This is a genomic window from Micromonospora sp. DT31 (assembly GCF_049841795.1).
Classification (GTDB): domain Bacteria; phylum Actinomycetota; class Actinomycetes; order Mycobacteriales; family Micromonosporaceae; genus Micromonospora.
In genome coordinates this window covers 301,354-323,480 of sequence record NZ_JBNCKZ010000005.1, presented here as the reverse complement: position 1 = coordinate 323,480, position 22,127 = coordinate 301,354, and the positions used below count along the sequence as shown (strand labels likewise).

Annotated in this window: 27 protein-coding genes and 3 tRNA genes; 13 read left to right on the top strand and 17 right to left on the bottom strand. The window is 71.2% G+C overall.

Features of this window, described 5'->3' with window-relative positions:
- Window positions 1–32: 32 nt before the first annotated feature.
- From ACLQ2X_RS11880 to ACLQ2X_RS11860, 5 genes are all read left to right on the top strand, one after another.
- Entirely contained in the window at window positions 33–821 is a 789-nt protein-coding gene (locus ACLQ2X_RS11880; protein ID WP_425681032.1) for a polysaccharide deacetylase family protein, read from the top strand.
- A 143-nt stretch (window positions 822–964) separates the two neighbouring features.
- Window positions 965–1,037 (top strand) — tRNA-Glu (locus ACLQ2X_RS11875).
- A 33-nt stretch (window positions 1,038–1,070) separates the two neighbouring features.
- Window positions 1,071–1,144, top strand: a tRNA-Asp gene (locus ACLQ2X_RS11870).
- 75 nt (window positions 1,145–1,219) lie between these two features.
- A tRNA-Phe gene (locus ACLQ2X_RS11865) sits at window positions 1,220–1,293 on the top strand.
- 893 nt (window positions 1,294–2,186) lie between these two features.
- The gene (locus tag ACLQ2X_RS11860) at window positions 2,187–2,732 is read left to right on the top strand and encodes a histidine phosphatase family protein (protein WP_425681031.1); all 546 of its coding nucleotides are present in this window, start codon (window positions 2,187–2,189) and stop codon (window positions 2,730–2,732) included.
- 34 nt (window positions 2,733–2,766) lie between these two features.
- On the opposite strand, the gene ACLQ2X_RS11855 is transcribed toward ACLQ2X_RS11860, so the two are convergent.
- From ACLQ2X_RS11855 to ACLQ2X_RS11830, 6 genes are all read right to left on the bottom strand, one after another.
- Window positions 2,767–3,207 (bottom strand): DUF402 domain-containing protein, encoded by a 441-nt coding sequence (locus ACLQ2X_RS11855; RefSeq protein ID WP_425681030.1) that lies wholly within the window; start codon window positions 3,205–3,207, stop codon window positions 2,767–2,769.
- The gene (locus ACLQ2X_RS11850; RefSeq protein WP_425681029.1) at window positions 3,170–3,397 is read right to left on the bottom strand and encodes a hypothetical protein; all 228 of its coding nucleotides are present in this window, start codon (window positions 3,395–3,397) and stop codon (window positions 3,170–3,172) included. The genes ACLQ2X_RS11855 and ACLQ2X_RS11850 overlap by 38 nt, the downstream gene beginning before the upstream one ends.
- Before the next feature lie 52 nt (window positions 3,398–3,449).
- Complete coding sequence (locus tag ACLQ2X_RS11845) at window positions 3,450–4,718, bottom strand: alpha/beta hydrolase family protein (RefSeq protein ID WP_425681028.1); 1,269 nt, start codon at window positions 4,716–4,718, stop codon at window positions 3,450–3,452.
- Window positions 4,719–4,913: 195 nt separating this feature from the next.
- Window positions 4,914–5,885 (bottom strand): hypothetical protein, encoded by a 972-nt coding sequence (locus tag ACLQ2X_RS11840; RefSeq protein ID WP_425681027.1) that lies wholly within the window; start codon window positions 5,883–5,885, stop codon window positions 4,914–4,916.
- A gap of 34 nt (window positions 5,886–5,919) precedes the next feature.
- Window positions 5,920–6,363: a hypothetical protein gene (locus tag ACLQ2X_RS11835; RefSeq protein WP_425681026.1), complete on the bottom strand. Its 444-nt coding sequence runs from the start codon at window positions 6,361–6,363 to the stop codon at window positions 5,920–5,922.
- Window positions 6,364–6,421: 58 nt separating this feature from the next.
- Window positions 6,422–6,829 (bottom strand): ArsI/CadI family heavy metal resistance metalloenzyme, encoded by a 408-nt coding sequence (locus ACLQ2X_RS11830; RefSeq protein WP_425681025.1) that lies wholly within the window; start codon window positions 6,827–6,829, stop codon window positions 6,422–6,424.
- A 77-nt stretch (window positions 6,830–6,906) separates the two neighbouring features.
- On the opposite strand from ACLQ2X_RS11830, the gene ACLQ2X_RS11825 reads away from it, so the two are divergent.
- From ACLQ2X_RS11825 to ACLQ2X_RS11815, 3 genes are all read left to right on the top strand, one after another.
- Window positions 6,907–7,266 (top strand): ArsR/SmtB family transcription factor, encoded by a 360-nt coding sequence (locus ACLQ2X_RS11825; protein ID WP_425681088.1) that lies wholly within the window; start codon window positions 6,907–6,909, stop codon window positions 7,264–7,266.
- Complete coding sequence (locus tag ACLQ2X_RS11820; protein WP_425681024.1) at window positions 7,263–8,000, top strand: aquaporin; 738 nt, start codon at window positions 7,263–7,265, stop codon at window positions 7,998–8,000. Before ACLQ2X_RS11825 ends, ACLQ2X_RS11820 begins: the two co-directional genes overlap by 4 nt.
- Window positions 8,001–8,094: 94 nt before the next feature.
- Window positions 8,095–8,610 carry an SRPBCC family protein gene (locus ACLQ2X_RS11815; RefSeq protein WP_425681023.1) on the top strand — a complete coding sequence of 172 codons (516 nt, stop codon included), beginning with the start codon at window positions 8,095–8,097 and terminating at the stop codon, window positions 8,608–8,610.
- A 9-nt stretch (window positions 8,611–8,619) separates the two neighbouring features.
- On the opposite strand, the gene ACLQ2X_RS11810 is transcribed toward ACLQ2X_RS11815, so the two are convergent.
- Together ACLQ2X_RS11810 and ACLQ2X_RS11805 are read right to left on the bottom strand one after the other, a co-directional pair.
- Window positions 8,620–9,324 carry a DUF2786 domain-containing protein gene (locus ACLQ2X_RS11810; RefSeq protein ID WP_425681022.1) on the bottom strand — a complete coding sequence of 235 codons (705 nt, stop codon included), beginning with the start codon at window positions 9,322–9,324 and terminating at the stop codon, window positions 8,620–8,622.
- A gap of 33 nt (window positions 9,325–9,357) precedes the next feature.
- Entirely contained in the window at window positions 9,358–9,747 is a 390-nt protein-coding gene (locus ACLQ2X_RS11805; protein ID WP_425681021.1) for a hypothetical protein, read from the bottom strand.
- A 166-nt stretch (window positions 9,748–9,913) separates the two neighbouring features.
- On the opposite strand from ACLQ2X_RS11805, the gene ACLQ2X_RS11800 reads away from it, so the two are divergent.
- On the top strand, window positions 9,914–11,248 hold the full coding sequence (locus tag ACLQ2X_RS11800; RefSeq protein WP_425681020.1) for an ABC transporter substrate-binding protein: 1,335 nt from the start codon (window positions 9,914–9,916) through the stop codon (window positions 11,246–11,248).
- A gap of 60 nt (window positions 11,249–11,308) precedes the next feature.
- On the opposite strand, the gene ACLQ2X_RS11795 is transcribed toward ACLQ2X_RS11800, so the two are convergent.
- Complete coding sequence (locus ACLQ2X_RS11795; protein WP_425681019.1) at window positions 11,309–12,052, bottom strand: enoyl-CoA hydratase/isomerase family protein; 744 nt, start codon at window positions 12,050–12,052, stop codon at window positions 11,309–11,311.
- Window positions 12,049–12,906: a 3-hydroxyacyl-CoA dehydrogenase family protein gene (locus ACLQ2X_RS11790; RefSeq protein ID WP_425681018.1), complete on the bottom strand. Its 858-nt coding sequence runs from the start codon at window positions 12,904–12,906 to the stop codon at window positions 12,049–12,051. Before ACLQ2X_RS11790 ends, ACLQ2X_RS11795 begins: the two co-directional genes overlap by 4 nt.
- A 161-nt stretch (window positions 12,907–13,067) precedes the next feature.
- On the opposite strand from ACLQ2X_RS11790, the gene ACLQ2X_RS11785 reads away from it, so the two are divergent.
- Entirely contained in the window at window positions 13,068–13,355 is a 288-nt protein-coding gene (locus tag ACLQ2X_RS11785; protein WP_091565690.1) for a hypothetical protein, read from the top strand.
- Between the two features lie 52 nt (window positions 13,356–13,407).
- On the opposite strand, the gene ACLQ2X_RS11780 is transcribed toward ACLQ2X_RS11785, so the two are convergent.
- Complete coding sequence (locus ACLQ2X_RS11780; RefSeq protein ID WP_425681017.1) at window positions 13,408–14,187, bottom strand: class I SAM-dependent methyltransferase; 780 nt, start codon at window positions 14,185–14,187, stop codon at window positions 13,408–13,410.
- 54 nt (window positions 14,188–14,241) lie between these two features.
- On the opposite strand from ACLQ2X_RS11780, the gene ACLQ2X_RS11775 reads away from it, so the two are divergent.
- On the top strand, window positions 14,242–14,640 hold the full coding sequence (locus ACLQ2X_RS11775) for a PPOX class F420-dependent oxidoreductase (protein WP_425681016.1): 399 nt from the start codon (window positions 14,242–14,244) through the stop codon (window positions 14,638–14,640).
- 56 nt (window positions 14,641–14,696) lie between these two features.
- Here the strand turns inward: ACLQ2X_RS11775 and ACLQ2X_RS11770 are convergent, their stop codons facing one another.
- Together ACLQ2X_RS11770 and ACLQ2X_RS11765 are read right to left on the bottom strand one after the other, a co-directional pair.
- Window positions 14,697–14,906: a BldC family transcriptional regulator gene (locus ACLQ2X_RS11770; RefSeq protein WP_007073996.1), complete on the bottom strand. Its 210-nt coding sequence runs from the start codon at window positions 14,904–14,906 to the stop codon at window positions 14,697–14,699.
- A gap of 258 nt (window positions 14,907–15,164) precedes the next feature.
- The gene (locus tag ACLQ2X_RS11765) at window positions 15,165–16,004 is read right to left on the bottom strand and encodes a hypothetical protein (protein ID WP_425681015.1); all 840 of its coding nucleotides are present in this window, start codon (window positions 16,002–16,004) and stop codon (window positions 15,165–15,167) included.
- A 174-nt stretch (window positions 16,005–16,178) separates the two neighbouring features.
- Between ACLQ2X_RS11765 and ACLQ2X_RS11760 the strand changes: the two genes are divergently transcribed.
- Together ACLQ2X_RS11760 and ACLQ2X_RS11755 are read left to right on the top strand one after the other, a co-directional pair.
- A complete protein-coding gene (locus tag ACLQ2X_RS11760; RefSeq protein ID WP_425681014.1) occupies window positions 16,179–17,261 on the top strand; it encodes a Glu/Leu/Phe/Val family dehydrogenase in 1,083 nt (360 codons plus the stop codon).
- A gap of 302 nt (window positions 17,262–17,563) precedes the next feature.
- Window positions 17,564–17,779, top strand: a complete 216-nt coding sequence (locus ACLQ2X_RS11755) for a DUF3073 domain-containing protein (RefSeq protein WP_073826739.1) — start codon at window positions 17,564–17,566, stop codon at window positions 17,777–17,779.
- Window positions 17,780–17,926: 147 nt separating this feature from the next.
- Here ACLQ2X_RS11755 and amcA read toward each other — a convergent pair whose 3' ends face one another.
- The 4 genes from amcA to purF form a co-directional block, all read right to left on the bottom strand.
- Window positions 17,927–18,139, bottom strand: coding sequence for a multiple cyclophane-containing RiPP AmcA (gene amcA / locus ACLQ2X_RS11750; RefSeq protein ID WP_425681013.1), 213 nt, complete (start codon window positions 18,137–18,139; stop codon window positions 17,927–17,929).
- On the bottom strand, window positions 18,120–19,211 hold the full coding sequence (amcB, locus tag ACLQ2X_RS11745) for a cyclophane-forming radical SAM peptide maturase AmcB (protein WP_425681087.1): 1,092 nt from the start codon (window positions 19,209–19,211) through the stop codon (window positions 18,120–18,122). The genes amcA and amcB overlap by 20 nt, the downstream gene beginning before the upstream one ends.
- 129 nt (window positions 19,212–19,340) lie before the next feature.
- The gene (gene purM, locus ACLQ2X_RS11740) at window positions 19,341–20,495 is read right to left on the bottom strand and encodes a phosphoribosylformylglycinamidine cyclo-ligase (protein ID WP_425681012.1); all 1,155 of its coding nucleotides are present in this window, start codon (window positions 20,493–20,495) and stop codon (window positions 19,341–19,343) included.
- 55 nt (window positions 20,496–20,550) lie between these two features.
- A complete protein-coding gene (gene purF, locus ACLQ2X_RS11735) occupies window positions 20,551–22,065 on the bottom strand; it encodes an amidophosphoribosyltransferase (RefSeq protein ID WP_425681011.1) in 1,515 nt (504 codons plus the stop codon).
- Window positions 22,066–22,127: the final 62 nt, after the last annotated feature.

Genomic DNA, 22,127 nt, shown 5'->3' with positions numbered 1-22,127 from the left:
AGTCCGTCTGACCCGACCCCCGGGAGCGACAGATGCGCGTACGCGCCCTGTCGGCGTTCGCCCTCGGCCTGGTGCTCCTCGTCACCGGCTGCGGCGAACCCGGCAAGCACACCGAGAAGTCCGCCACGTCGCCGTCCGCCTCGGCGGCACCAGTGGCGACCCCGGCGCCGAAGCCCTCGCCGACCCGCACCACAGCGACGAAACCGGAACTGCGGCCGTTGCCCAAGAAGCTCCCGGCCGGTCTGCACCGGGCCAGCGGAAGCGCCGGAGTGGCGCTCACCTTCGACGACGGGCCCGACCCCCGCTACACCCCGCAGATCCTGGCCCAGCTCCGGAAGTTCCGGGTCACCGCGACGTTCTGCCTGGTCGGCAAGCAGGCCAAGCGCTACCCGCATCTGGTGGCACAGATCGTCCGGGAGGGCCACCAGCTCTGCAACCACAGTTGGCGGCACGACGTGAACCTGGGTCGGCGCCCGGCCGCCGAGATCCGGGCCGACCTGGTGCGAACGAACCAGGCGATCCGGGCGGCCGCTCCGAAGGCGCCGATCACCTGGTTCCGTCAGCCCGGCGGCCGCTGGACCGCCGAGGAGCTCACCGTCGCCCGGCAGTTGGGGCTGCGCCCGCTGCACTGGAGCGTCGACCCGCAGGACTGGGACCACCCACCGGCGAAGACGATCATCAAGCGGGTGGCGAGGGCCAGTCGGCACGGTTCGGTCGTGCTGCTGCACGACGCCGGGGGCGACCGGACCCAGACGATGGCCGCGTGCCGGCGGCTGATCCCGGATCTCAAGCGCCGATACGGCGTAACCCGCCTACGCTGACCTGCGGTTCTGCCCGCCCCTACGCTCACTCGTATACCGGTTTTGTCGTCCGGGGAGGCATGGCATATGCTTCTCATGCCTCCGGCGGGGCCGGATGGGAGCAAGTCCGCTTAGAGTTGCGAGTGTGCAATGATAGCGGGGCCGCCCTCATCGTCTAGCGGCCCAGGACGTCGCCCTTTCAAGGCGGTAGCACGGGTTCGAATCCCGTTGGGGGCACGGTCCGGCATGCGCCGGATGTAACACCAGCCAGGTCCTGTGGAGCAGTTGGAGTGCTCGCCGCCCTGTCAAGGCGGAGGTCGCGGGTTCAAGTCCCGTCAGGACCGCAAGCGCTGACGCCGCGCACTCGATGCGCGGCGTTCTGCGTATCGGCCCGTGCGGTAGCATGTGCCGAGCACCACGGCCAGGTAGCTCAGTTGGTACGAGCGTCCGACTGAAAATCGGAAGGTCGGCGGTTCGACCCCGCCCCTGGCCACATAGCCTTTCGCCGGGCTACAGAGATCCCCACCAGCGGAGACGCGGGTGGGGATCTTGCTGTGTGCCCTCATCCGGGATCTAAAGGCGTTGGCCGGTGGCTGACCCCTGTTGGCCGCTGATCGCCCGTGGCACCTTCCGTGGTCGGCCCGCTTCCGAGCCTCGATCAGCAACGATGGGTGGCACGGCTCGCAGATGACACCGAAGACATGCGACGGCCTCCCGAGGAGGCAGGGTGACTCAGCGCTCGCAGCACCAGCGGCCTGTGCCCCGTCTGCAAACGCGTCGTAGCCCTCACCGCTGACGGAAGAGTCGCGCGGCACAACGGCACCATTCGTGCCTACGCCCCTCCCGAGGAGCGCCCCGGGGATGGACAGCGAGCGGAAGCCACAGGGTCATGAGCGACAGCCCGGCCTGCCTCATGCCAACGGACACCCAATGCGGCCGGCAGCAGGGACGATAACGACGCGTCGACCTGTGGGACGATCATCGCCATGGATCCAAGGCCGCTGACGCAGCGAGAGCGCGCCGTGCTCGAGGCGTTGCTGGCCGTTGATTTCGAGGGCGTCGAAAACCTGCGGCGCCAGGCGGCGGAGGTGGTCGTCGCCCGCAGGTGCGACTGCGGGTGCCCCTCCATCGACTTCCAGCGCGGTCTCGTCAGGTATGCCGGCCAGTCGGAGGGCTTGCAGGAGTCCCGCGCGGTACCCCTGCGCCGGATGCGGGTCCCCATGGTGTCGGGGTCGCAGTACGGCCACACAGAGGTAACTGCGGCGTCGAGATTGGCGAACGTCGCTTCGGTGGGCCGCTCCTGGTTGGGGTTGCGAACCACTCGCTTGGAGCGCGACCTGTTACCGGGTGCGTGAGGCGACGCGAGGCCATCGGTAGCATCGGTCCGTGTCGATCGAGATCGTCTTCGAAACCCATGCGTTGAGCGAGGACAACGAGCGAGGGTTGGCAACCGGCTGGCTGCCAGGGCGGCTCGGTGTCCAGGGCCGGAAAAATGCGGCCGAGATGGGCCGTCGGCGACGGCACGACGGGATCGTCGCCGTGTTCTGCTCGGACCTTCGACGGTCGGTCGAGACCGCGGAGATTGCCTTCGGCGGCACCAGCATTCCGATCCTCTACGACTGGAGGCTGCGCGAGTGTGACTTCGGCTCCCGCAACGGCACCCCGTCAGTCGAGGTGAGCCGCGACCTCATGGACCATGTCGACCGGCCATATCCGGACGGTGAGAGTCACCGCCAGGCGGTCGGCCGCGTTGCCCGCAGCCTCGCAGAGCTGCCTATGCGGTGGGGCAGGCGGCGGGTAATGGTGATCGGTCACATCGCCACCCAGCGTGGCCTTGAGCATGTGGTCAACCGGGCGACCGTGGAGGATCTGGTAGCGCGCGGGTTTCAGTGGCGCGAACACGGCTGGGAATACCAGCTCGGCCAGGACTGAGCCGAAGACGTGGAGCATCGGCTTGGCTGATCACTCATGCCGGCCGGTGGAGCGGGAACTTCATGTCGTCGCCGAGCCGCGGCAACGGCCAATGTGGATCCGGCCGGAAGTCGGTGTGGATGCCGTCGAATGGGAAGTCTCCGGCCTCGATCAGCTTGGTGAGTCGTTCGCCTTCAGCACGAATGGCGTCGGCTGCGGCACTGTCGAAGTAGAGGGGGTGGCCGATGCGGCGGTCGAACTCGTCGGCGTCCTTCCATTTCCACTGACGCTGCGGCGTGACGACGATGTCGAGGACCAGGTCGGTGGTCTCGACGCCGTTGTGCCGCCGGACGTAGGGCTCCTCAAGGTTGACGTACCAACCGGCGAAGTTGCCCTCCTGGAAGAACCACCACACGGAGTAGTTGGCGTTGGCGGGCATGAGGAGCAGGACGTCGTAGCTATGCCAGGCGCGGACGGTCAGTTTCGGATCGCGCATCCGGTCGGGGGGTGACCTCATGCGGGGTGTTGCCGTCGGCGTCGACGAGCGTCGCAAAGTCACTGCCGGCGGGCTGCCAGAGCAGCAGGCCCATCTCGTCGTCGCTGATTACTCGCATCGGCTGCACCCACGTGCACCACTGCCCGCGTAGGTATCGACGTGTGATGACTTGTCCTGCCTCGAACGCCATCGCCGCAGCCTAGCGGATCTTGGTCAATGCGAAACGCTTCCAGATGCGCTGGCTACACCCACGCGTCATGTGGGTTCGGTACTCGATTGGTGGCGAGCGCATCTCCGAGAAGGCCGGGATTCGGGGCAGAGCTCCGAGGTTTTCCAGGTTCGGCAATTCTCAAGCGTGGCCGGCGCCGCCTTATCCTCAAGAGGTCGGTCCGGAACCGGAAGTCCACCTCGGGATAAGCCGGGGACGGTGCGTCGAGCAAGCACTGACGTCGGTCGCGTAGGTGCGCGTCGAGGAACGCCGCGGTGTACTCGCGGGTGATCAGGAGTTGCCGGTGCGCCGGAATGGCACCCGGATCCATCCCGAGTTGGGCGCCGAGGACCGGCCGGTCGGTGAAGGAGAGGTGCCCGCCGCCGGTGACGGTGAGCCACCGCTTCCAGCCGGCCAGGCCGGGCCAGTCGCGCAACCAACTCACATCCGTCGGGCGGTCTGAGGCAACAAACAGGAACGGCCTCGTCACTGAGCCAGCCGGGACCGGAACGCCGAGGCTGCCGTCCAGGTCGGCGCCGGCATCAACCCGCCGGTCGGTGCGAAGCACCTGGGCGGCACTGGCACCGCCGATGGAGTGGCCCACCATGCCGACCCGGGTCGGATCGACGAAGCGGGCGCCGCGCCACACCGGACGCGGTCCCGTCAACTGGTCCAGCAGGAACGACACATCCGCGGCCCGTCCCTCGATGACCCGCGCCGCGGTGTCCGGCCCCTGCACCTGGCAGGCGAGACACTCGGCGACCCGGCCGTCCGGGAACTCGACCCCCCACGCCTCGTACGGGTGGTCCGCGCCAGCCACCACGTGCCCCCGGCTGGCGAGATCCTCGGCCAGCCCGGTCAGCGACTCCCGACTGAGGCTGAACCCGGGGGAGAGCACCACCAGGGGCCACCCCCGCGCAGCCGGCCGGATCGGGACGTCCCGGCGAGCGTTGGTGCGTACGGTGGCCAGCAGATCCGGCGGCAGGGGCAGGCCTTCGGCGGCGATGATCCGCGCGGAGACCGCCGCGGTGGTGTAGGGCGCGCGCCTGCCGGGTGCGGGCACCGCCGGGTACCAGAGCGAAACCATCAGCTCGCGACGCACCTCGGGTCGCCACGGGTCGGACCGCGCGGCGTCGGTCAGGTGCAGCCAGGTGGTACCGACCCGGTAACCGCCCGTCGGCGCGGGCAGAACCAGGGCAGGTAGCGCCGGGGTCTCGGCCGTGACCGGGCCGCCGGGCAGCAGCATCGCCAACAGGGCCACGAGTACGACCACCGCCCGCCCGCCGCTACGCAATGTGGTCATGTCCGCTCCCCCGGTTGCCCGTCGTGACGCGTCGACGGTAGGGGTCCGGCCAAGGGCCGCACCGCGCCCAGAAGGCGGCCGCTCGTACTCACTTTCGTCAGGCTTCCCGCGACGCGGATCGGGCCTGGCCGCGGTCCACACCTGGCTCCGAGGCGCCAGCTCGGGGTTGGCGATGCCGCGTCGCGCGCGTCGGTCTCAGCTCGGGCCCTCGGCATCGGCGGTCGGGGGCAGGTCACCGAGCCAACCCGGTGCCAGCTTCGCGGCCTCCCGGTGCCATGCCGCCGGCCCGCCGCGCAGTGGCCACGCGCGCGTTCGCCCTTCCGAGCGGGCGATGCCGCCGAGCGTCGTGGCGAATCTGCGCGACGCGGAGGCCACATGCGTCGACGCGAAGGGGCTGTCCCGAGCGGTGTCCAGGTGCTCGATCCGGCCCTGGTACTCCCGGATCGAGTGGCGCTGCCAGACCGAGGCGACGTGGGGATCGACGGCCGGCGCGAGGACCAGAACCTCCGGTACGGCCTGCTCGGCCAGGGCTGCGGTGATGCGGTCGTGGCCGTCGAGCACCAGCAGGGTGTTCAGGCCGCTCACCCACCACAGCAACGCCGGGGGCAGGATGCCCTCCTGGAACTGCCGACGGTACGAGCGGACCCGACCGACGCCTGCCGGAGACAGCCTCCGCAGGGGCAGCACGTCGCGCTGGTCCTCGTCCGGGTCTCCGTAGCCGAACCAGGTGATGTGCCCCCGATCCGGGGCGACGGCGGCCAGCCGCTGCCAATGCCCGGCGACACACCAGCTCGGCATCCCACGCGCCAGGACCCAGCTACCGCTGTGCAGTGGGCCCTCGCCGGCACTCTGGAGCTGTTCCGTGAACGTGTGCGCCCACCGGGCGGCCCAGGCGTCGTCGTCCGCGCTCGTCTCGCGGATCCGTCGTGCGTGGGCGGCCCGGAGCGGAGGAAGCGGCGATCGGTACCGGCCCGTGCGGGCGTAGAAGACGCCCAGGGCGCGGGACCGCTGCAACCCCAGCAGGACGACCCGGTCGGCTTGGCGGATCGAGAGCCGACGGCCGGCGGTGACCTCGACCCGCAGCCCGGGGCGCTCCGGCCGGTCGGCCTTGACGGTCAGTCCGTCCCACCGGCCGACCGGCTCGGACGACAACCCGGAACGCCTCACCTCGCCATCGTCGCATCGACGCGGCGGGAAGGGCTCAACCGGCCTGGTGATCCGTGCCGATGCCCGCCCGAGCCGATCTGGTCCTCTCGTGATGGGCGCGGAAGTCGAAGAAGCGCAACCCGTCCGCCACCACCTCGTCGGCGATGTCCGCTGCCGTCCACGGATGGTCGGAGTAGTCGTCTATCGCGACGCCGCCGTCGACGAGCAGCGCCGAGATCAGACGACGAACCTCCGCCGTGCCGTCGACCCGGCCGGAGACGTCGACCTGGACCGCCCAGTACGGCAGCCGGCCGCATGCCCGGGTCAGGTCCCGGACGGCCTCCGGCTCCCAGTCCGAGTACAGCTCGTCACCGCCGGTCAGCTCCGCGTACAGGCACCCGTCCACCAGCCAGGGGGCGTCCTGGCCCGGCGACATCCGGTCGAGCAGCTCCACGACGGCGGCCTGCGTCATGTCGGGGAAGACGAAGACGGTACGCACGACGGGAGCGTCGCACACGTCAGCTGATGCCGGGTGCCCTGCGGCGTGCCGCGGAGCCTCAGTCGCAGCAGCCGGTCTCGGGCGCCTTCGCCAGCTGCGGTGAGTCGGCCTTGACGGTGTAGACCTCCCAGCGCTCGTCGCCGGGGCCGCGCACCCAGACCTTGTCCTGGAGGGCATAGCAGCACTCGGTGTCGTTCTCCTCCAGCGTGATCAGGCCGGATTCGGTGAGCCGGCTGGTGGCGGCGTTGACCTCGTCGGTGCTGGCCACTTCGACGCCGAGGTGGTCCATGACCGTGGGGTTGCCGGCCTCGCCTTCGAGCAGGACGAGCTTCAGCGGCGGGTTCTCCACGGCGAAGTTGGCGTAGCCGGGGCGACGCTTGGCCGGCTCGACGCCGAACAACTTGCTGTAGAAGGCCACCGAGCCTTCGAGGTCGGACACGCGAAGGGCGAGCTGGACGCGGGACATGAGCGACTCCCTGTCTAGATGCTTGTCGAAGCAGCGCCCACCTTGCCTCTTGTTTTGAATTCTGTCAACCTAGAGGAATCTCGAAACAAGCGCTGTCGGTGGTGGACCTCGACGCGGTCGCCTGCTGCCCGCCGATCTCGACCGGCCCTCTGGACGGCAACCAGGCGGCCGCGGTGGCACCGATGTTCAAGGCCCTCGGCGACCCGGTCCGGCTGCGCCTGATGTCGATGATCGCCTCGGTGCCGGAAATGTGCGTCTGCGACCTCACCCCGGCGTTCGACCTGTCCGGGCCGACCATCTCGCACCACCTCAAGGTGCTGCGGGAGGCCGGCCTGGTCGACTCCGAGCGGCGCGGCACCTGGGTCTGGTACCGGGTGCGACCCGACGCGTTCCGCCGGCTCGGCGCGCTGCTCCAGATCCCCGCCCACGACTCGTGACGCTCGCCCTGCCCCGGCGGGCGTCCGCGGAGTTCGCCGGCACCGCACTGCTGGTCACCGCCGTGGTGGGCTCCGGTGTCGCCGCCGCCCGACTCTCCCCGGACGACGTCGGACTCCAACTCCTGGAGAACGCGATCGCCACCGCGCTCGCGCTGGGCGCGCTGATCCTGATCTTCGGTCCGGTGTCCGGCGCCCACTTCAATCCGGTCGTGTCGGCGGTCGACTGGTGGCTCGGCCGCCGCGCCGGCACCGGGCTGCACGCGCGGGAGCTGGCGGCGTACGTGGTCGCGCAGGTCCTCGGCGCGGCCAGCGGAACGGTCCTGGCCCACCTGATGTTCGGCCTGCCGGCCGCGACCTGGTCCCGCACCGTGCGCGGTGGGAGTGACCGCTGGCTGGCCGAGGTGGTCGCCACCGCCGGCCTGGTCGTCCTCGTCTTCGCGCTCGCCCGCTCCGGCCGCGGCGCCGCCGCGCCGGCCGCCGTCGGCGCCTGGATCGGCGCGGCGTACTGGTTCACCTCGTCGACCTCGTTCGCCAACCCCGCCGTCACCATCGGCCGGGCCCTCACCGACACGTTCGCCGGCATCGCACCCGCCTCGGTGCCCGGCTTCGTCGCCGCCCAACTGGCCGGCGGCCTGGTCGCCGTGGCCGGCCTCGCGGTCTGGTACCCGCACTCCGCCGGCACCGCCGACGCCGTGGTCGTACCGCACCCCGCCCCGGCGGCCGAAGCGCACTGAGCGGGGCATCCGGGTACTCGCCGAGCGCCCGCCATGGCCGGCCAGGTGGCACCGAAGCTGCGCACCGAGACACGGGCCGGTATGGTCCGGACCTATGGGACAGGAGATCGCCGATCCGGATGAGGTCCGGCAGGAATTCGACCGTTTCTCCCTCCGCAGCAGTCTCCTCGTGCCCGCGTCCACCGAGCGGGCGTACGCCGTGTTCACCGGGGCGCTTGCCGACTGGTGGGTACGCGAATACACCTGGTCCGGCCCGGAGGCGCTCGCCTCGATCGGCATCGAACCCCGGGCCGGCGGCATGCTCTACGAGATCGGGCCGTACGGCTTCCGCAACGACTGGGGCCGGGTGCTGACCTGGGACCCCCCGCGCCGACTGGTCTTCACCTGGCAGATCGGTCCGGACCGGGCGCCGGTGCCCGACCCGGCCCGGGCCAGCGAGGTGGAGGTGTTGTTCCACGTCGAGGGGCCGCAGCGGACCCGGGTGGACGTCGAGCACCGCTACTTCGACAGGCACGGTGCCGCGGCCGAGGGCTACCGGAAGGCGCTCACCGCGGGTTGGCACGAACTGCTCTGCCGCTACCTGGCCACTGTCGCCCGCACCGCGGACTGAGCCGACCGGTCAGCCGGCGATGCCCCGGGTCGTGCCCGCACCGGGCACACCGGTGCCGCCCAGGTCGGCCCGTCGGCCGGCGGCCGCGCCCGCGCCGAACCCGCCGCCGGCGAGGCGACGACGGGGGGCGGTGCGCAACCGCGGGTACGCGTCGGCGAGCCGGCGCTGCACCCGATCGGTTCGGTCGGCGAGGACCAGGGCCACCGAGGGCGCTCCGGCCTCGGCCACCGCGTTGCTCTCGGCCGCACGCAGCCGTTCCGCGACGACGTGCGCGAAGCCGGCCAGCCAGGTACGCCGGAACGCCGCCGGGTGCTCCCCCGCCGGCACGGCGGCCCCGGCCAAACCGTGCGCGGCCTGCACCAGCAGCGAGGTGAACAGCAGCTCCACGCGCTCCAGGTCGCTGGCGAAGCCGAACAGGTGCATGACGAAGCCGTTGCCCTGCCGCCGACGCACGCAGCGGCAGCGCAACGGCTCGGCCACCGCCGCGAGCAGCCCCGCCTTGTCCCGGGCGTACGGCGCGACCACATCGACCGTGCGGTCGCCCACCGGGTCGGTGGCCGGTTCGCGGGCGGCGAGCAACGCCCGGTCCACGCCGTAGCGGGCGATCAGCTCGGTGGCCTTGGCCATGAAGGCGGCCGACTCGGCGGACGTGCAGGCCGGGTCCTCGGCCTGGGCGAGCAGCTTGCGCACCTTGCTCAGCATCGCCTCGGACATGTCCCCACAGCTATCACAGCGGGGGCGCCGGCTTCACTCCGCCCGGCTGCGCAACGTGGCGATCGTCGAACCGGCGAGGGTGAGCAGGCAGTCGGGCAGCAGCCCGTCGGCGGCCGCCGCACCGAACAGCGCCTCCCCGGTGTCCGCGTCGTCGTTGGCGCACGCGCTGACGAACCGGGCCACCCAGCGGGTGTCGTAGTCGGCCTGGTCGATGCCGGGGAAGTCGAGGGCCGCGCCGCCCGCCGGGGTCTCCTCGCCGAGCATCGTGGCGGCCAGGCACCACGCCACCCCGTACGCCCCGGCCAGTCCGGAGCGGTCCACCACCGCGTCGAACGCGCCGACCACGCCGGCACCATCGCCGGCCAGGGCCGAAGAGAGCACGGCGCTCGCGTCGTCCAGCGTCTGCTGTGCTTCGTCGGTCACCCGCGGAACAGTAGTGCCGGGGGTCAAGCGGTGACCCGAATTCGGCCAGATGATCACGGACGGTGATGCCCGCGGTCGGGGTCCCGACGCAGCCGACTCCACGGTCCCGCCTGGCAGACAGGCACGCTAAGGTGCGCAGCGGACCTTCGCCGGAGGAAGGACGACCATGTTGAGAACACGCACGTCGCGCGCGGCCCTGTCGATGGCCTGCGCGGCGCTTCTGCTCACCACAAGCGCCTGCGGAAGCGACGAGCCGGAGGAAGCACCCGCCACCCAGGTGCGCCTCTACGGCACCGACGGCAACATGCTCAATTCCTACCCCGCCGAGCTCAAGGACCGGGCGGATCTCGTCAACGGGATGAAGGGCACCACCCCCCTCACGCCGCTGCCCGAGAGTTTCAAGGAACGGCTGCTCGCCCTGAACCCGAAGCTCGTCGACTTCCTCTACTCCGCGGAGGCGTACGACGCGGTCGTGATCAGCGCGCTGGCCGCGCAGGTCGCCGGGACCACCGAGCCGCGCGAGATCGCCAAGCAGATCGTCGGGGTGACCACCGGCGGCCAGCGCTGCGAGAAGGTGGCGACCTGCCTGCAGCTCGCCCGCGCCGGCGAGGACATCGAGTACCGGGGCGTGGCACTGAGCCGCGCCGGGTTCACCGACAAAGGTGAGCCGGCCGCCGCCAGCTACGGCACGATGCACTTCGACAACCAGAAGATCGACGACAGCAAGACCGAGTTCGTCGGCGCCGGCGACGAGTCCGGGGCGAGCGTCAAGACACCCCCGCCGGGCCGCAAGGTCCGCGGCAAGGCGAAGGACGCCCCGTTGGTGCTCGGCGGCCTGCTGCCGAAGACCGGTGACCTGGCCTTGGCCTACCCGCAGCTGGCCGCCGGCGCGACGCTCGCCGTGAACGAGGTGAACGCGGCCGGCGGGGTGCTCGGCGAGCCGGTGAAGTGGGTCGAGGGCGACGACGGCACCAACCCGGCGACCGCCAAGGCCACCGTGGCCGCGCACGTCAGCAGGGGCGTCCACGTGATCATCGGCGCGGGCGCGTCCGGCATCTCGCGGGCCGTGCTGCCGGACGTGGTGGCCGCCGGGCGGATCCTCTTCTCCCCGTCGAACACCGACGCGGGGTTGAGCTCGGTGGAGGACCAGGGTCTGTACTTCCGTACCGCCCCGCCGGACAGCCTCCAGGGTCGGGCGCTGGCCGACGTGATGCTGCGGGACGGGCCGCGCAAGATTGCGATCCTGGCCCGTGGGGACTCCTACGGCGAGGGCCTCCAGCAGAACGTCCGCGCCGAACTGGAGAAGGCCGGGATCGGCTCGGACCGGGTCAAACTGCTGACCTATCCGCCGCCGGCGGACCCCAAGACCCCTGTCGACTTCGCCGGCGCCGCCCAGGAGATCAAGAGTTTCGCACCGGAGGCGCTGCTGCTCATCGGCTTCGGCGAGACCGCGCCGGCGATCACCGCGCTGGCCGACGCGGGACTCCAGATCAAACGCTGAGGCACACAGGCGTTCGAGGGCCGCACCCGTACCGGTGCGGCCCTCGACGCGTGTGTGGCGTCAGCGCGGCCGGCGCCGGTCCAGGAACTCCGTCATCCGCCGATGCTTCTCCTCGTCCTCGAAGAGCACCGCCTGACTCATCAGGTCCAGCTGCGGATGCGCGGCCGGCGGCGCGTCCACCGCCAGCTTGGTCAGGCGCAGCGCCAGCGCGGAACCCTTGGCCATCTCGTCGAGCAGCGCGTGCGCGGTGGGCAGCAGCTCCGCCGGTTCGGCCACCACCCGGTTCACCAGGCCGATCCGCAGCGCCTCCGCCGCGTCCACCCGCCGGCCGGTGAACAGCAGCTCCTTCGCCCGCCCCTCGCCGACGAGCGCCGGCAGCCGCCACGTCGCGCCCGCGCCGGCCAGGATGCCCAGCCGCACCTCGGGCTGGCCGAAGACCGCCCGGTCCGTGCACACCCGCAGATCACAGGCGTACGCGAGTTCGGCGCCGCCGCCCAGCGCCGGCCCGTCGACCGCCGCCACGGTGGGCATCGGCAGCGCCCGGACGCGGGCGAAGACGCCCTGGTTGATGGCGGCCAACGCGTCCGACCGGCCGCGCTCGCGGAGCTGGGCGATGTCGGCGCCACCGGCGAAGATGCCTGCCGCACCGCCGGTCAACAGCATCAGCCGCGGTCGTGCCTCCAGCTCGGCGCAGACCGCGTGCAACTCGGCCACCAGGTCGGCGTCGATCGCGTTGCGTTTCTCCGGCCGGTCCAGCGTGACCACCAGCCGGTCCGGCAACTCCTCCACCCGCAGTCCGGTCATTGTCTGCGGCCGTCCTTCCACGTGTAGAAACCCTGGCCGGACTTCTTGCCCAGCTTCCCGGCGGCGACCATCTCGACAAGCAGCGGCGGGGGCGCGAACCGGTCCCCGTACGCGGCCTGGAGGGTGCGCGCGATGTCCAGCCGGACGTCCAGCCCGACCAGGTCGGTCAACTCCAGCGGGCCGACCGGGTGCCGGTAGCCGAGCACCATCGCCTTGTCGATGTCGGCGGGGAGGGCCACCTCGTCGGCCACCATCCGGATCGCCTCCAGGCCCAGCGTCACGCCGAGGCGGGAGGTGGCGAAGCCGGGCATGTCGCGTACCACGACCGGGTCCTTGCCCAGCCGGCCGGCGAGCGCGACGGCCGCGTCGGTGGTCTGCGGCGCGGTGGCCGGGCCGACCACCACCTCCAGCAGCGCCATCGCCCAGACCGGGTTGAAGAAGTGCAGACCCAGGAAGTCGGCCGGACGTTCCAGGCCGGTGGCCAGCTCGGCGATCGGGATGCTTGAGGTGTTGCTGCCCAGCAGCACCGGCCGGCGGCCCTCCGCCTCGCGCAGCACCGCGCGTTTCAGGTCGAGCCGTTCGGGCACCGCCTCCACGATCACGTCCGCGCCCTCGGCGACGTCGGTCAGCCCGGCCCGCAGGGTCACCCGGCCACGGTTGGCCGTCGCCTCCGACTCGGTCAGCTTGCCACGCCGCACGCCGCGTTCCCACAGCTCGGCGAGCCGGTCGAGCGCCTCGGCGCCCCGGGCCGGGTCCACTTCGACCAGTTCGACCGCGTACCCGGCGCCGGCCGCCACGTACGCGATGCCGAGGCCCATGGTGCCGGCCCCGACGACCACAAAACGACCACCCATCGATGTCCCCTCGCCGCGGCGGGGGCGTGCGGGGTGTCCGCCGCGCCGGGCCCGTCCGCTCGCTCGTTCCTGGATGCGACCCTATGCATGGCCGGGCCGCCCGGATGCGTGGGGTCGGAGCGGACGGGGTAAACGGCCGTCAAGCCGAAGGAAGGAACGAGATGAGCCAGGCACCGGAGAGCGCGCAGAACACCGAGACGGTCGAGACGCGCGGCGACGAGCGGGTGGACCTGCTCCGCGCGGACACCAACAACGACGGCAAGACCGACGTGTGGGTGGTGGACACCGACGGCGACGGCAAGGCGGACCTGTTCCAGTTCGACACCGACGGCGACGGCAAGGTGGACATCACCATGGTCGACATCGACGAGGACGGCACCCCGGACGAGGTGGTCGACGGCGACGGCGGCCTCCCGCCCGAGCAGACGACGCCCACCGTCCAGGTCTGAGCGGAAAGGAAGGGCCCCTTGTTAACGCGTAGGCGCTTGAAAGGGGCCCTTCCTAACGCCGCAGCGCCAGGGTGGCGAGGTAGTAGGGGTGGTCGGTGGTGTCCACGTCCGTCAGCCGCCAGGAGGACCCGTGGACCAGTTCGGCGAACTCCTCGGGCGAGCACACCAGATAGTCGAACCACTGCGTGCCGAGCATCCGGTAACGCAGCCGCAACCGGAGCTGCCCACCCAGCCGCCCGCGCCGCCGGTTCCGCTCGTGGTAGCCGGTGTGCACGCGGTCGGTGGTCCCGTACGGGTCGGTGCCGTGGGCGATCACCCGCGCCCCGGGCCGGGCCAGCGCGGCGAGCGCCGCCAGCATCGCCGGAGCCCGCTCCCGCCCCTCGAACAGCCCGAGGTTGTTGCCGAGCAGCAGGAACGTGTCGTAGCACCGGCCGTCGGCGACGTGCTCGTCGACGGTGCCGTGGACCAGGTCGCGTACGCCCCGGTGCCGGCTGACGCGCAGGGCGCCGAGTGAGGTGTCCAGCCCGGTGACCGGCACCCCGCGTTCCTGGAGGCGCAGCGCGATCCGGCCGGCGCCCACGCCCACGTCCAGCACCTGACCGTGGACCCGGTCCACCGCCCGGTGGTCGTGCGGCTGCCACCGCTCGGGTGGGTCCAGGTAGTGCTCGGCCGGGGCGCCGTTGACCAGCCCGTCGTCGCGTTCGATGATCTCGATGACCGGTCGGGGGAGGCGTCCGCCGGCCATCGGTCGGGGTCCGATCCCGCTGGCCACCGCGTACGCGTCGCGGATCATCTCGCCGAACACGTCGCCGATCTCGGGTTCCCCGGTCATGGGAGCACGGTATCCGGGCTCGTCCGCACGTGCCGCCGCCGTATCCTGGGCGATGTGACCGACCTGGACCGCCTGGCTGCGGAGAAATACATCCTGCTCACCACGTTCCGCAAGGACGGGCGGGCGGTGCCGACGCCGGTGTGGGCGGTCCGCGACGGTGACGCGCTCGCCGTGTGGACGGTGTCCGACTCCGGGAAGGTGAAGCGGATCCGGCGCGACGGCCGGGTCACGGTGGCGCCGTGCGACGTACGCGGTCGGCCGCACGGCGACGCGGTGCCGGGCCACGCGACGATTTGCGACCCGGAGTACAGCCGCCGGATGCGCGGGTTGCTCAAGCAGAAGTACCGGCTGCTCGGGCGGCTGACCCTGCTGGGCAGCCGGCTGCGCCGGGGTGAGCAGGGCACGGTGGGTTTGCGGATCGTGCTCGACGCGCCGACCCCCGGACACGACTGAGGGCGGTGTTCGCCGCTGTCGCGACGGCACCGCCCTCGATCGAAGAACGTCGGTGGTCAGTCTCCCTGACGCTGCTGGGGGATCTGCCCCTGCAACAGGGCCCGAACCTCCGACTCGCGGTAGCGGCGGTGACCGCCGAGGGTACGGATGGCGCTGAGCTTGCCAGCCTTGGCCCACCTGGTCACCGTTTTCGGGTCGACCCGGAACATCGACGCCACCTCGGCGGGTGTGAGTAGCGGCTCAGGTTCGTGCGTACGCGAAGCCATCGGGGTCACTCCTCCACATGTATAGACATCGGCCGGGGTCCCGCCGGCCGACGCGTCTCCCATGGTCCGGCTAGTCCCCGATGTCCGACATGGGCCGAACGGCTGAAGGTCCCTAGACGGACGGATGAACCATGCCCGATTTTTCTGACTTTTATACAGCAGAAAGTATCTTATTCGGACTCATGATCACGGTTCGTGATGCGTCGATTGCGAGGCATTCTCGTGCCCAATGGCACCAAGCCGGGCAAAGCGGACTCATCAGTTGCAGCGTTCCAGCAGCTGCACCGCGCGCCACCGGGCGACCAGCTTGTCGTACGCCGCCGACGCCTCCTCGGCCTCACCCCGGCCCAACCCGGCCAGGCCGGCGGCGACCAGTTCGGTCGAGTCGTCGGCCGCCAGCGTCTCGTCCGGCAGCAGTTGCACCAGGCCGCCGTAGTCCAACTCCACCACCGAACGCGGGTGGAACTCCTCCAGCCAGCGCGCGGCCTCCTCGACCGCGTCGGTGATCGGCGCCTCCCCGATCGACTTGCGCAGCACCGACAACGCCCGCGACGCGCGCCGACGCGCCTTGGAGATCTCGGTGCGGTAGCGCAGCGCGCGCCGCTGCGGTTCGGTGACCAGATGTCGCTCTCCGACCTCGAAGAGCACGAACCAGCGCAGCGGCACCCCCCAGGTGGCGATCTGCTCGTGCACCCGGGGCACCCCGTGCTCCAGCACCCGCGCCCCGCTGCGCCAGTCCTCCACCACGGCCTTGGCCTGCCCGGCCAGCACCGGCGGCACGAACGCGTCGGCCAGCACCGAAGGCACGCCGTCGCGGGCGCTCAGCGCCGCCTCGGCGACCCGGATCCGCAGGTTCCACGGGCACACCAGCAGCGCGTCGTCGGCCTCCAGGACGTACGCCTCGTCGGGCAGGTCGGGCAGGCGGGTCCAGCCCGCACCCAACGCCTCGATCACCGCCGTCCGCTGTCGCCCCGGCCCCTCCAGCGGGGCGATCGCCCGACCCTCGCTGACGTACCGGCGCCAGTACGACTGCCGGTCCCGGTCGAAGGCGGTCAGCGGCTCGTACACGCGCAGGTATGAGGCGAAGAGCGACGGCACGGCGCGATCCTCCCACGAGACGGGACCCCCCGTCGCCGCCCGCACGCCCGTGGCGTGACGTGCGCGACAGTACGGCTCCGGCCGATATTAGGCTCAATGACACCGGCAGCATCCCGCCGGCGTGCCAGCAGGTCCCGCTCCCCACAAGGGCGCTCACCGACACAGGAGTCAGCCATGGGCGTATTCGCCAGCACCGACGACCCGATATCCACGGGTCACGAGCAGGTCGTGTTCTGCCAGGACAAGCGGTCCGGCCTGAAGGCGATCATCGGGATCTACTCCACCGCGCTGGGCCCGGCACTGGGCGGCACCCGGTTCCACCCGTACGCCAGCGAGGCCGAGGCCCTGGCCGACGTGCTGGATCTGTCCCGCGGCATGGCGTACAAGAACGCCCTGGCCGATCTCGACCTCGGCGGTGGCAAGGCGGTCATCTGGGGCGACCCGGAACAGATCAAGAGCGAGGCGCTGCTGCGCGCGTACGGCCGCTTCGTCGAGTCGTTGAACGGCCGCTACTACACCGCCTGCGACGTCGGCACCTACGTGGCGGACATGGACCTGATCGCCCGCGAGACCCGGTACGTCACCGGTCGCAGCGTGGAGCACGGTGGCGCCGGCGACTCCTCGGTCCTCACCGCCTGGGGCGTGTTCCAGGGGATGCGGGCCGCCGCCGAGCACGTCTGGGGCAGCCCGACGCTCGCCGGCCGGCGGGTCGGCGTGTCCGGCCTGGGCAAGGTGGGCAAGCACCTGACCGGGCACCTGCTGGACGACGGCGCCGAGGTGGTCGCCACGGACGTCAGCCCGCGCGCCCGGGAGTGGGTACGCGTCAACCATCCGCAGGTCACCCTGGTCGACGACACCGCCGCGCTTGTCGCGTCCGACATCGACGTGTACGCCCCGTGCGCGCTCGGTGGCGCGCTGAACGACGAGACCGTGCCGGTGCTGCGCGCGAAGGTGGTCGCCGGGGCGGCCAACAACCAGCTCGCCCACCCGGGCGTGGAGAAGGTCCTCGCCGATCGCGGCATTCTCTACACGCCCGACTACGTGGTGAACGCCGGTGGCGTGATCCAGGTGGCGGACGAGATCGAGGGCTTCAACTTCGACCGCGCGAAGCTGCGCGCCACCCGGATCTTCGACACCACCCGGCAGATCCTCCGGCTCGCCGACGACGAGGGTGTGCCGCCGGCGGTGGCCGCGGACCGGCTCGCCGAGCGGCGGATGGCCGAGGTCGGCCGGCTGCGCACGATCCATCTGAGGTGAGGCTCACCCCTCCGGGGGCGGGTGATCCACCCACCCCCGGGGGCCCCGGCGGACCGATCGACGTTAGGCTCAGTTGCATCACTTGAGCCTGGTTTGTCCGCTGTCACGGCCACGCCCGGTGGCCGCCCCTTACCGGGTACACTTTGACCCGGCCGGGACGCTGCGACGCGCAGGGCCGGTCGACGGTGACCCGAGGTGCCGAACGGTGGCATCCCCATGTACCGTAAGAGCCACGAGAGATGCCTGACGTCATCGGGGCCCGCCTTCGGGCTGCCCCGCATTCTGTGCGAGGGGGTCGAGCCATGGGGCGCGGCCGTGCTAAGGCCAAGCAGACGAAGGTGGCCCGGGAGTTGAAATACCACTCCCCGAACACCGACCTAACCGCCTTGCAGCGCGAGCTGGCGGGTAGTGGGAAGTCTGAGCACAATTTCGACGACGACTACAAAGAGTATGTCGACGACGATGACGAGGACCATGCGGACGACGACCCGGACACCTGGGTCCGCCCGACCCGCTGACCTCCGGTCACATCTGAGCACGCGGTAACCCCCGCGTGCTCACGCATGTGCTCTGCTGAGACCGACGTACCGCCGACGATCAGGGACCTGCCGCACCGGGGCACTCCCCGGCCGCACCGGCAGGTCCCTCGATCGCGGACCGGCGTCTCAGCGCGGGCGGTTGTTCCAGTTGTAGAACGTCGGGATGTTCTCGAAGTGGTTCCACGCGCACACCGCGCTGGCCCCGTCGCCACCCGACACCTCCGCCCGCAGCAGGCGCGCCGCCTCCGCCTCCTGGAGCAGCGCGGTCAGCCCCGTCTCAGCTTCCCGCACCCGGTCGGCGACCACATCCCGATCCATGTCACTGATGCTCTCGGGCATGCTCCAACACTCCCTCCAATAGGCGGATCTTGCTGTTGCGGCAGTGCTCGGTCTCCGTGCCGTCAAAACGCCCCAGCTCGAAGTAGCGGTTGGCGGCGTGCCCGCCACCGCAGAAACCGAAGTACGCGCAGGACCGCCGGCACGCCTCCACCCCGGCGAGGAACTCGCCCACCCACGGCGTGTCGGCCGCACCGGCGAGGATCTCGCCCAGCGGGGTGGCGAGCACGTTCCCGCTGCCGAAATCGCCGTACCGGGCATCGGTGAAGCCGGCCAGCTCCGGCGAGAGCACCACCACCGAACCGTCGTGACCGACGGTCGGAATCGGGTCGAGGCGGCGCGGCAGCAACCCGTCCGCGGTGCCGGCCAACACCGCGCCCGCGTACCGCAGCGACCACTCCACCTCGCGCAGGTGAATGCGGGGGTCCCGGCGCCAGGCGGCGACCAGCTCCGCCCAGAACCCGGTGACCGCGCCCGCGTCCCGGGCGTTCGTCCGGGTGTTGACCCCCTCGGTCTCCTCGATGTTGATCCCCAGCACGTCGCAGCCCAGATCGAGGAAGTAGTCGTACAACTCGGTCGCCAGCCCCGGCTCCGGCCGGGACACCACCGCCAGCGCCGAGAACGGCAGGTCGTGCCGGCGCAGCGCCGCCACACCAGCCATGATCCGGTCGTACGCCGGCCGGCCGCCCCGGGTGACCCGCTCCCCGTTACGCGCCCGCGGGCCGTCCACGCTCACACTCACCCGTAGCCGGTGCTCGGCGAAGAACGCGCACCAGGCGTCGTCGATCAGCGTGGCGTTGGTCTGCACGTGGTGCTCGACATCCGGTCCGAAGGGGGCCAGCAGGGCCGCCAGGTGCTCCCGGCCGGCGGCGAGCGGCTCCCCGCCGTGCCAGACCACCGAGAACCGCCCTTCGGCCGCCCACCGGTTCACCGACGCCGCCACCGCCTCGGCGACCGCCACCGGCATCCGCCGGTCGGCCGCACGCAGCGGCAGGTAGCAGTAGGCGCAGTCCAGGTTGCACAGGGTGGTCGGCTGCATCACCACGTATGAAGGAACGACGGCGAGGCCCCGCATTCCCTCGGGTGTCCGCACAGCCATCGAAACCTCCCCCGCCCGCCCGAAAAATCCGAACCCTCAGGCTAGGCGGCGGCCACCGCTCGGGTGAACCCCCGATCAGGTGCGCGGCCGATCACCGTACCGTGATCAACCCCGGGTGTGCTGGCCGACCATCTGCACGTTGCCGGAACCCTCGATGATCTCGCCGGCCTGCCAGGCGTCCACGCCCCGGCCGGTCAGGGTGGCCAGCGCGCGGTCGGTGTCCTCGGCGGAGACGATCGCGAACATGCCGACGCCCATGTTGAACGTGGCCTCCATCTCCGGGTCCTCGATCCGGCCCTTGGACTGGATCAGGTCGAAGATCGGCTGCGGCTTCCAGGTGGACCGGTTGACCACCGCGTCCACGTTCTCCGGCAGCACCCGGACCAGGTTGCCGGGGATGCCCCCGCCGGTCACGTGGGCCAGCGCCCGCACCTCCGCCTCGGCGATCAGCTTGAGGCAGTCCTTCGCGTAGATCTTGGTGGGGGTGAGCAGTTCCTCACCGAGCGTGCGCTGGCGCCCGAAGTCGTCGATCACCACGTCCAGTCGCATCCGGCCGGCGCCCAGCAGCACGTGCCGCACCAGGGAGTAGCCGTTGGAATGCAGGCCGGAGGAGCGCATCGCGATCACCACGTCGCCCACCTCCACCCGGTCCGGGGTGAGGATCTCGCTCTCCTCCACCACGCCCACGCCGGTGGCCGAGATGTCGTACTCGTCGGGACGCAGCACGCCCGGGTGCTCGGCGGTCTCGCCGCCCAGCAGCGCGCAGCCGGCGTAGCGGCAGCCGTCCGCGATGCCCGCGCCGATCTCGGCGACCTTGTCCGGCACGACCTCGCCGGTGGCGATGTAGTCGAGGAGGAACAGCGGCTCGGCGCCGCAGGCGACCAGGTCGTCGACGACCATGGCGACCAGGTCGATGCCGACCGTGTCGTGGATGTCGAGCTGCTGGGCGATCACCAGCTTGGTGCCCACACCGTCGGTGGAGGACGCCAGGATCGGACTCTTGTACTTCTTCGTGTCCAGGCGGAACAGGCCGGCGAAGCCACCCAGGTCGCCCATGACCTCCGGACGCCGGGTCTCCTTGACCTTGGACTTGAGCAGCTCGACCGCGCGGTCACCCGCCTCGATCGACACCCCGGCATCAGCGTACGAGACCGCGCGTTTGCGCTGCGTACGGCTGGACCCTGCCGACCAGGGCTGGCGGTCGCCGCCGGCGCCCTTCGGGCTGGATCCTGCGCCGCTGCGCTCGGAAACGTGCGTCACGGTTCTCCCCTTTGTGGTTCCCGCGGGCCCGGAACGCGGCCCCGCGTCGGCGGTGCTACGGGCGGTTCGGTGTGGCGACGAGCGGGTTGGTCGGCTCGGGCGCCTCGGCGGCGACCCGACGGCCAACCCCTTCGAGCACGTGCTTGCCAATCAGGTTCCCGGCCGGCAGCTCGATCGGGTATTCACCATCGAAGCACGCGCGGCACAGCCGGTTCTTCGGCTGCTCGGTCGCCGCGATCAGGCCGGGCAGGGACACGTACCCGAGCGTGTCGGCACCGATGGAGCGCCGGATGCCCTCGTTGTCCAGCCCGTTGGCCAGCAGCTCCGCCCGGGTGGCGAAGTCGATGCCGTAGAAGCAGGGCCAGCTGACCGGCGGCGAGGAGATCCGCACGTGGACCTCCAGGGCGCCCGCCTCGCGCAGCAACCGGACGATCGCCCGCTGCGTGGTCCCCCGGACGATCGAGTCGTCCACCACCACCAGGCGCTTGCCCCGGACGTTCTGCCGCAGCGGGTTCAGCTTGAGCCGGACACCGAGCTGACGCAACGTCTGCGAGGGCTGGATGAACGTGCGCCCGACGTACGGGTTCTTCATCAGGCCCTGGCCGTAGGTGATGCCGGACTGCTCGGCGTAGCCGATCGCGGCCGGCGTCCCGGACTCCGGCACCGGGATCACCAGGTCGGCCTCGACCGGGTGCTCCTTGGCGAGCTGGCGACCGATCTGCACCCGGGCGGCGTGCACGTTGCGGCCGGCGATGGTGGCGTCCGGCCGGGCGATGTACACGTACTCGAAGAGGCAGCCCTTCGGCTCCGGGGCGGCGAACCGGCTGGAGCGCATCCCGTTCTCGTCGATCGCGATCAGCTCGCCCGGCTCCACCTCGCGGACCACGCTCGCGCCGACGATGTCCAGCGCGGCGGTCTCGCTCGCCACCACCCAGCCGCGTTCCAGCCGGCCGAGCACCAGCGGGCGGACGCCGTTCGCGTCCCGCGCGGCGTAGAGCGTCGACTCGTCCATGAACACGAAGCTGAACGCCCCCCGCAGCTGCGGCAGCACCTCCAGCGCGGCCGCCTCGACCGACAGGTCGGGTCGGCTGGCCAGCAGCATGGTCACCAGCGAGGTGTCGTTCGTCGACCCGTCCGAGTCCAACCCCCGGGCCGCCGCCTCCCGCTGCAGCTCCGCGGTGTTCACCAGATTGCCGTTGTGCGCCAGCGCGATCGTGGTGCCGGCGGTCGTGGCCCGGATGGTCGGCTGGGCGTTCTCCCAGGTCGAACCGCCGGTGGTGGAGTAACGGGCGTGGCCGATCGCGACATGCCCGCGCAGGCTGGCCAGCGTCGGCTCGTCGAACACCTGGGCGACCAGACCGAGGTCCTTGTAGACCACGACACCGGAACCGTCGCTGACCGCGATGCCCGCGGCCTCCTGGCCACGGTGCTGGAGGGCGTAGAGCCCGAAGTAGGTCAGATTGGCTACCTCTTCCCCGGGCGCCCAGACACCGAAGACGCCACACGCGTCCTGGGGGCCGGGTCGCTGGGGGTCAAGGTCGTGGCTCAGCCGGCCATCGCCTCGGGGCACCTGCCGCTCCCTATTCGTGGGGTCTGGACTGGCCTGGCGGAGTCGGGGGGCAGCTCCGCACC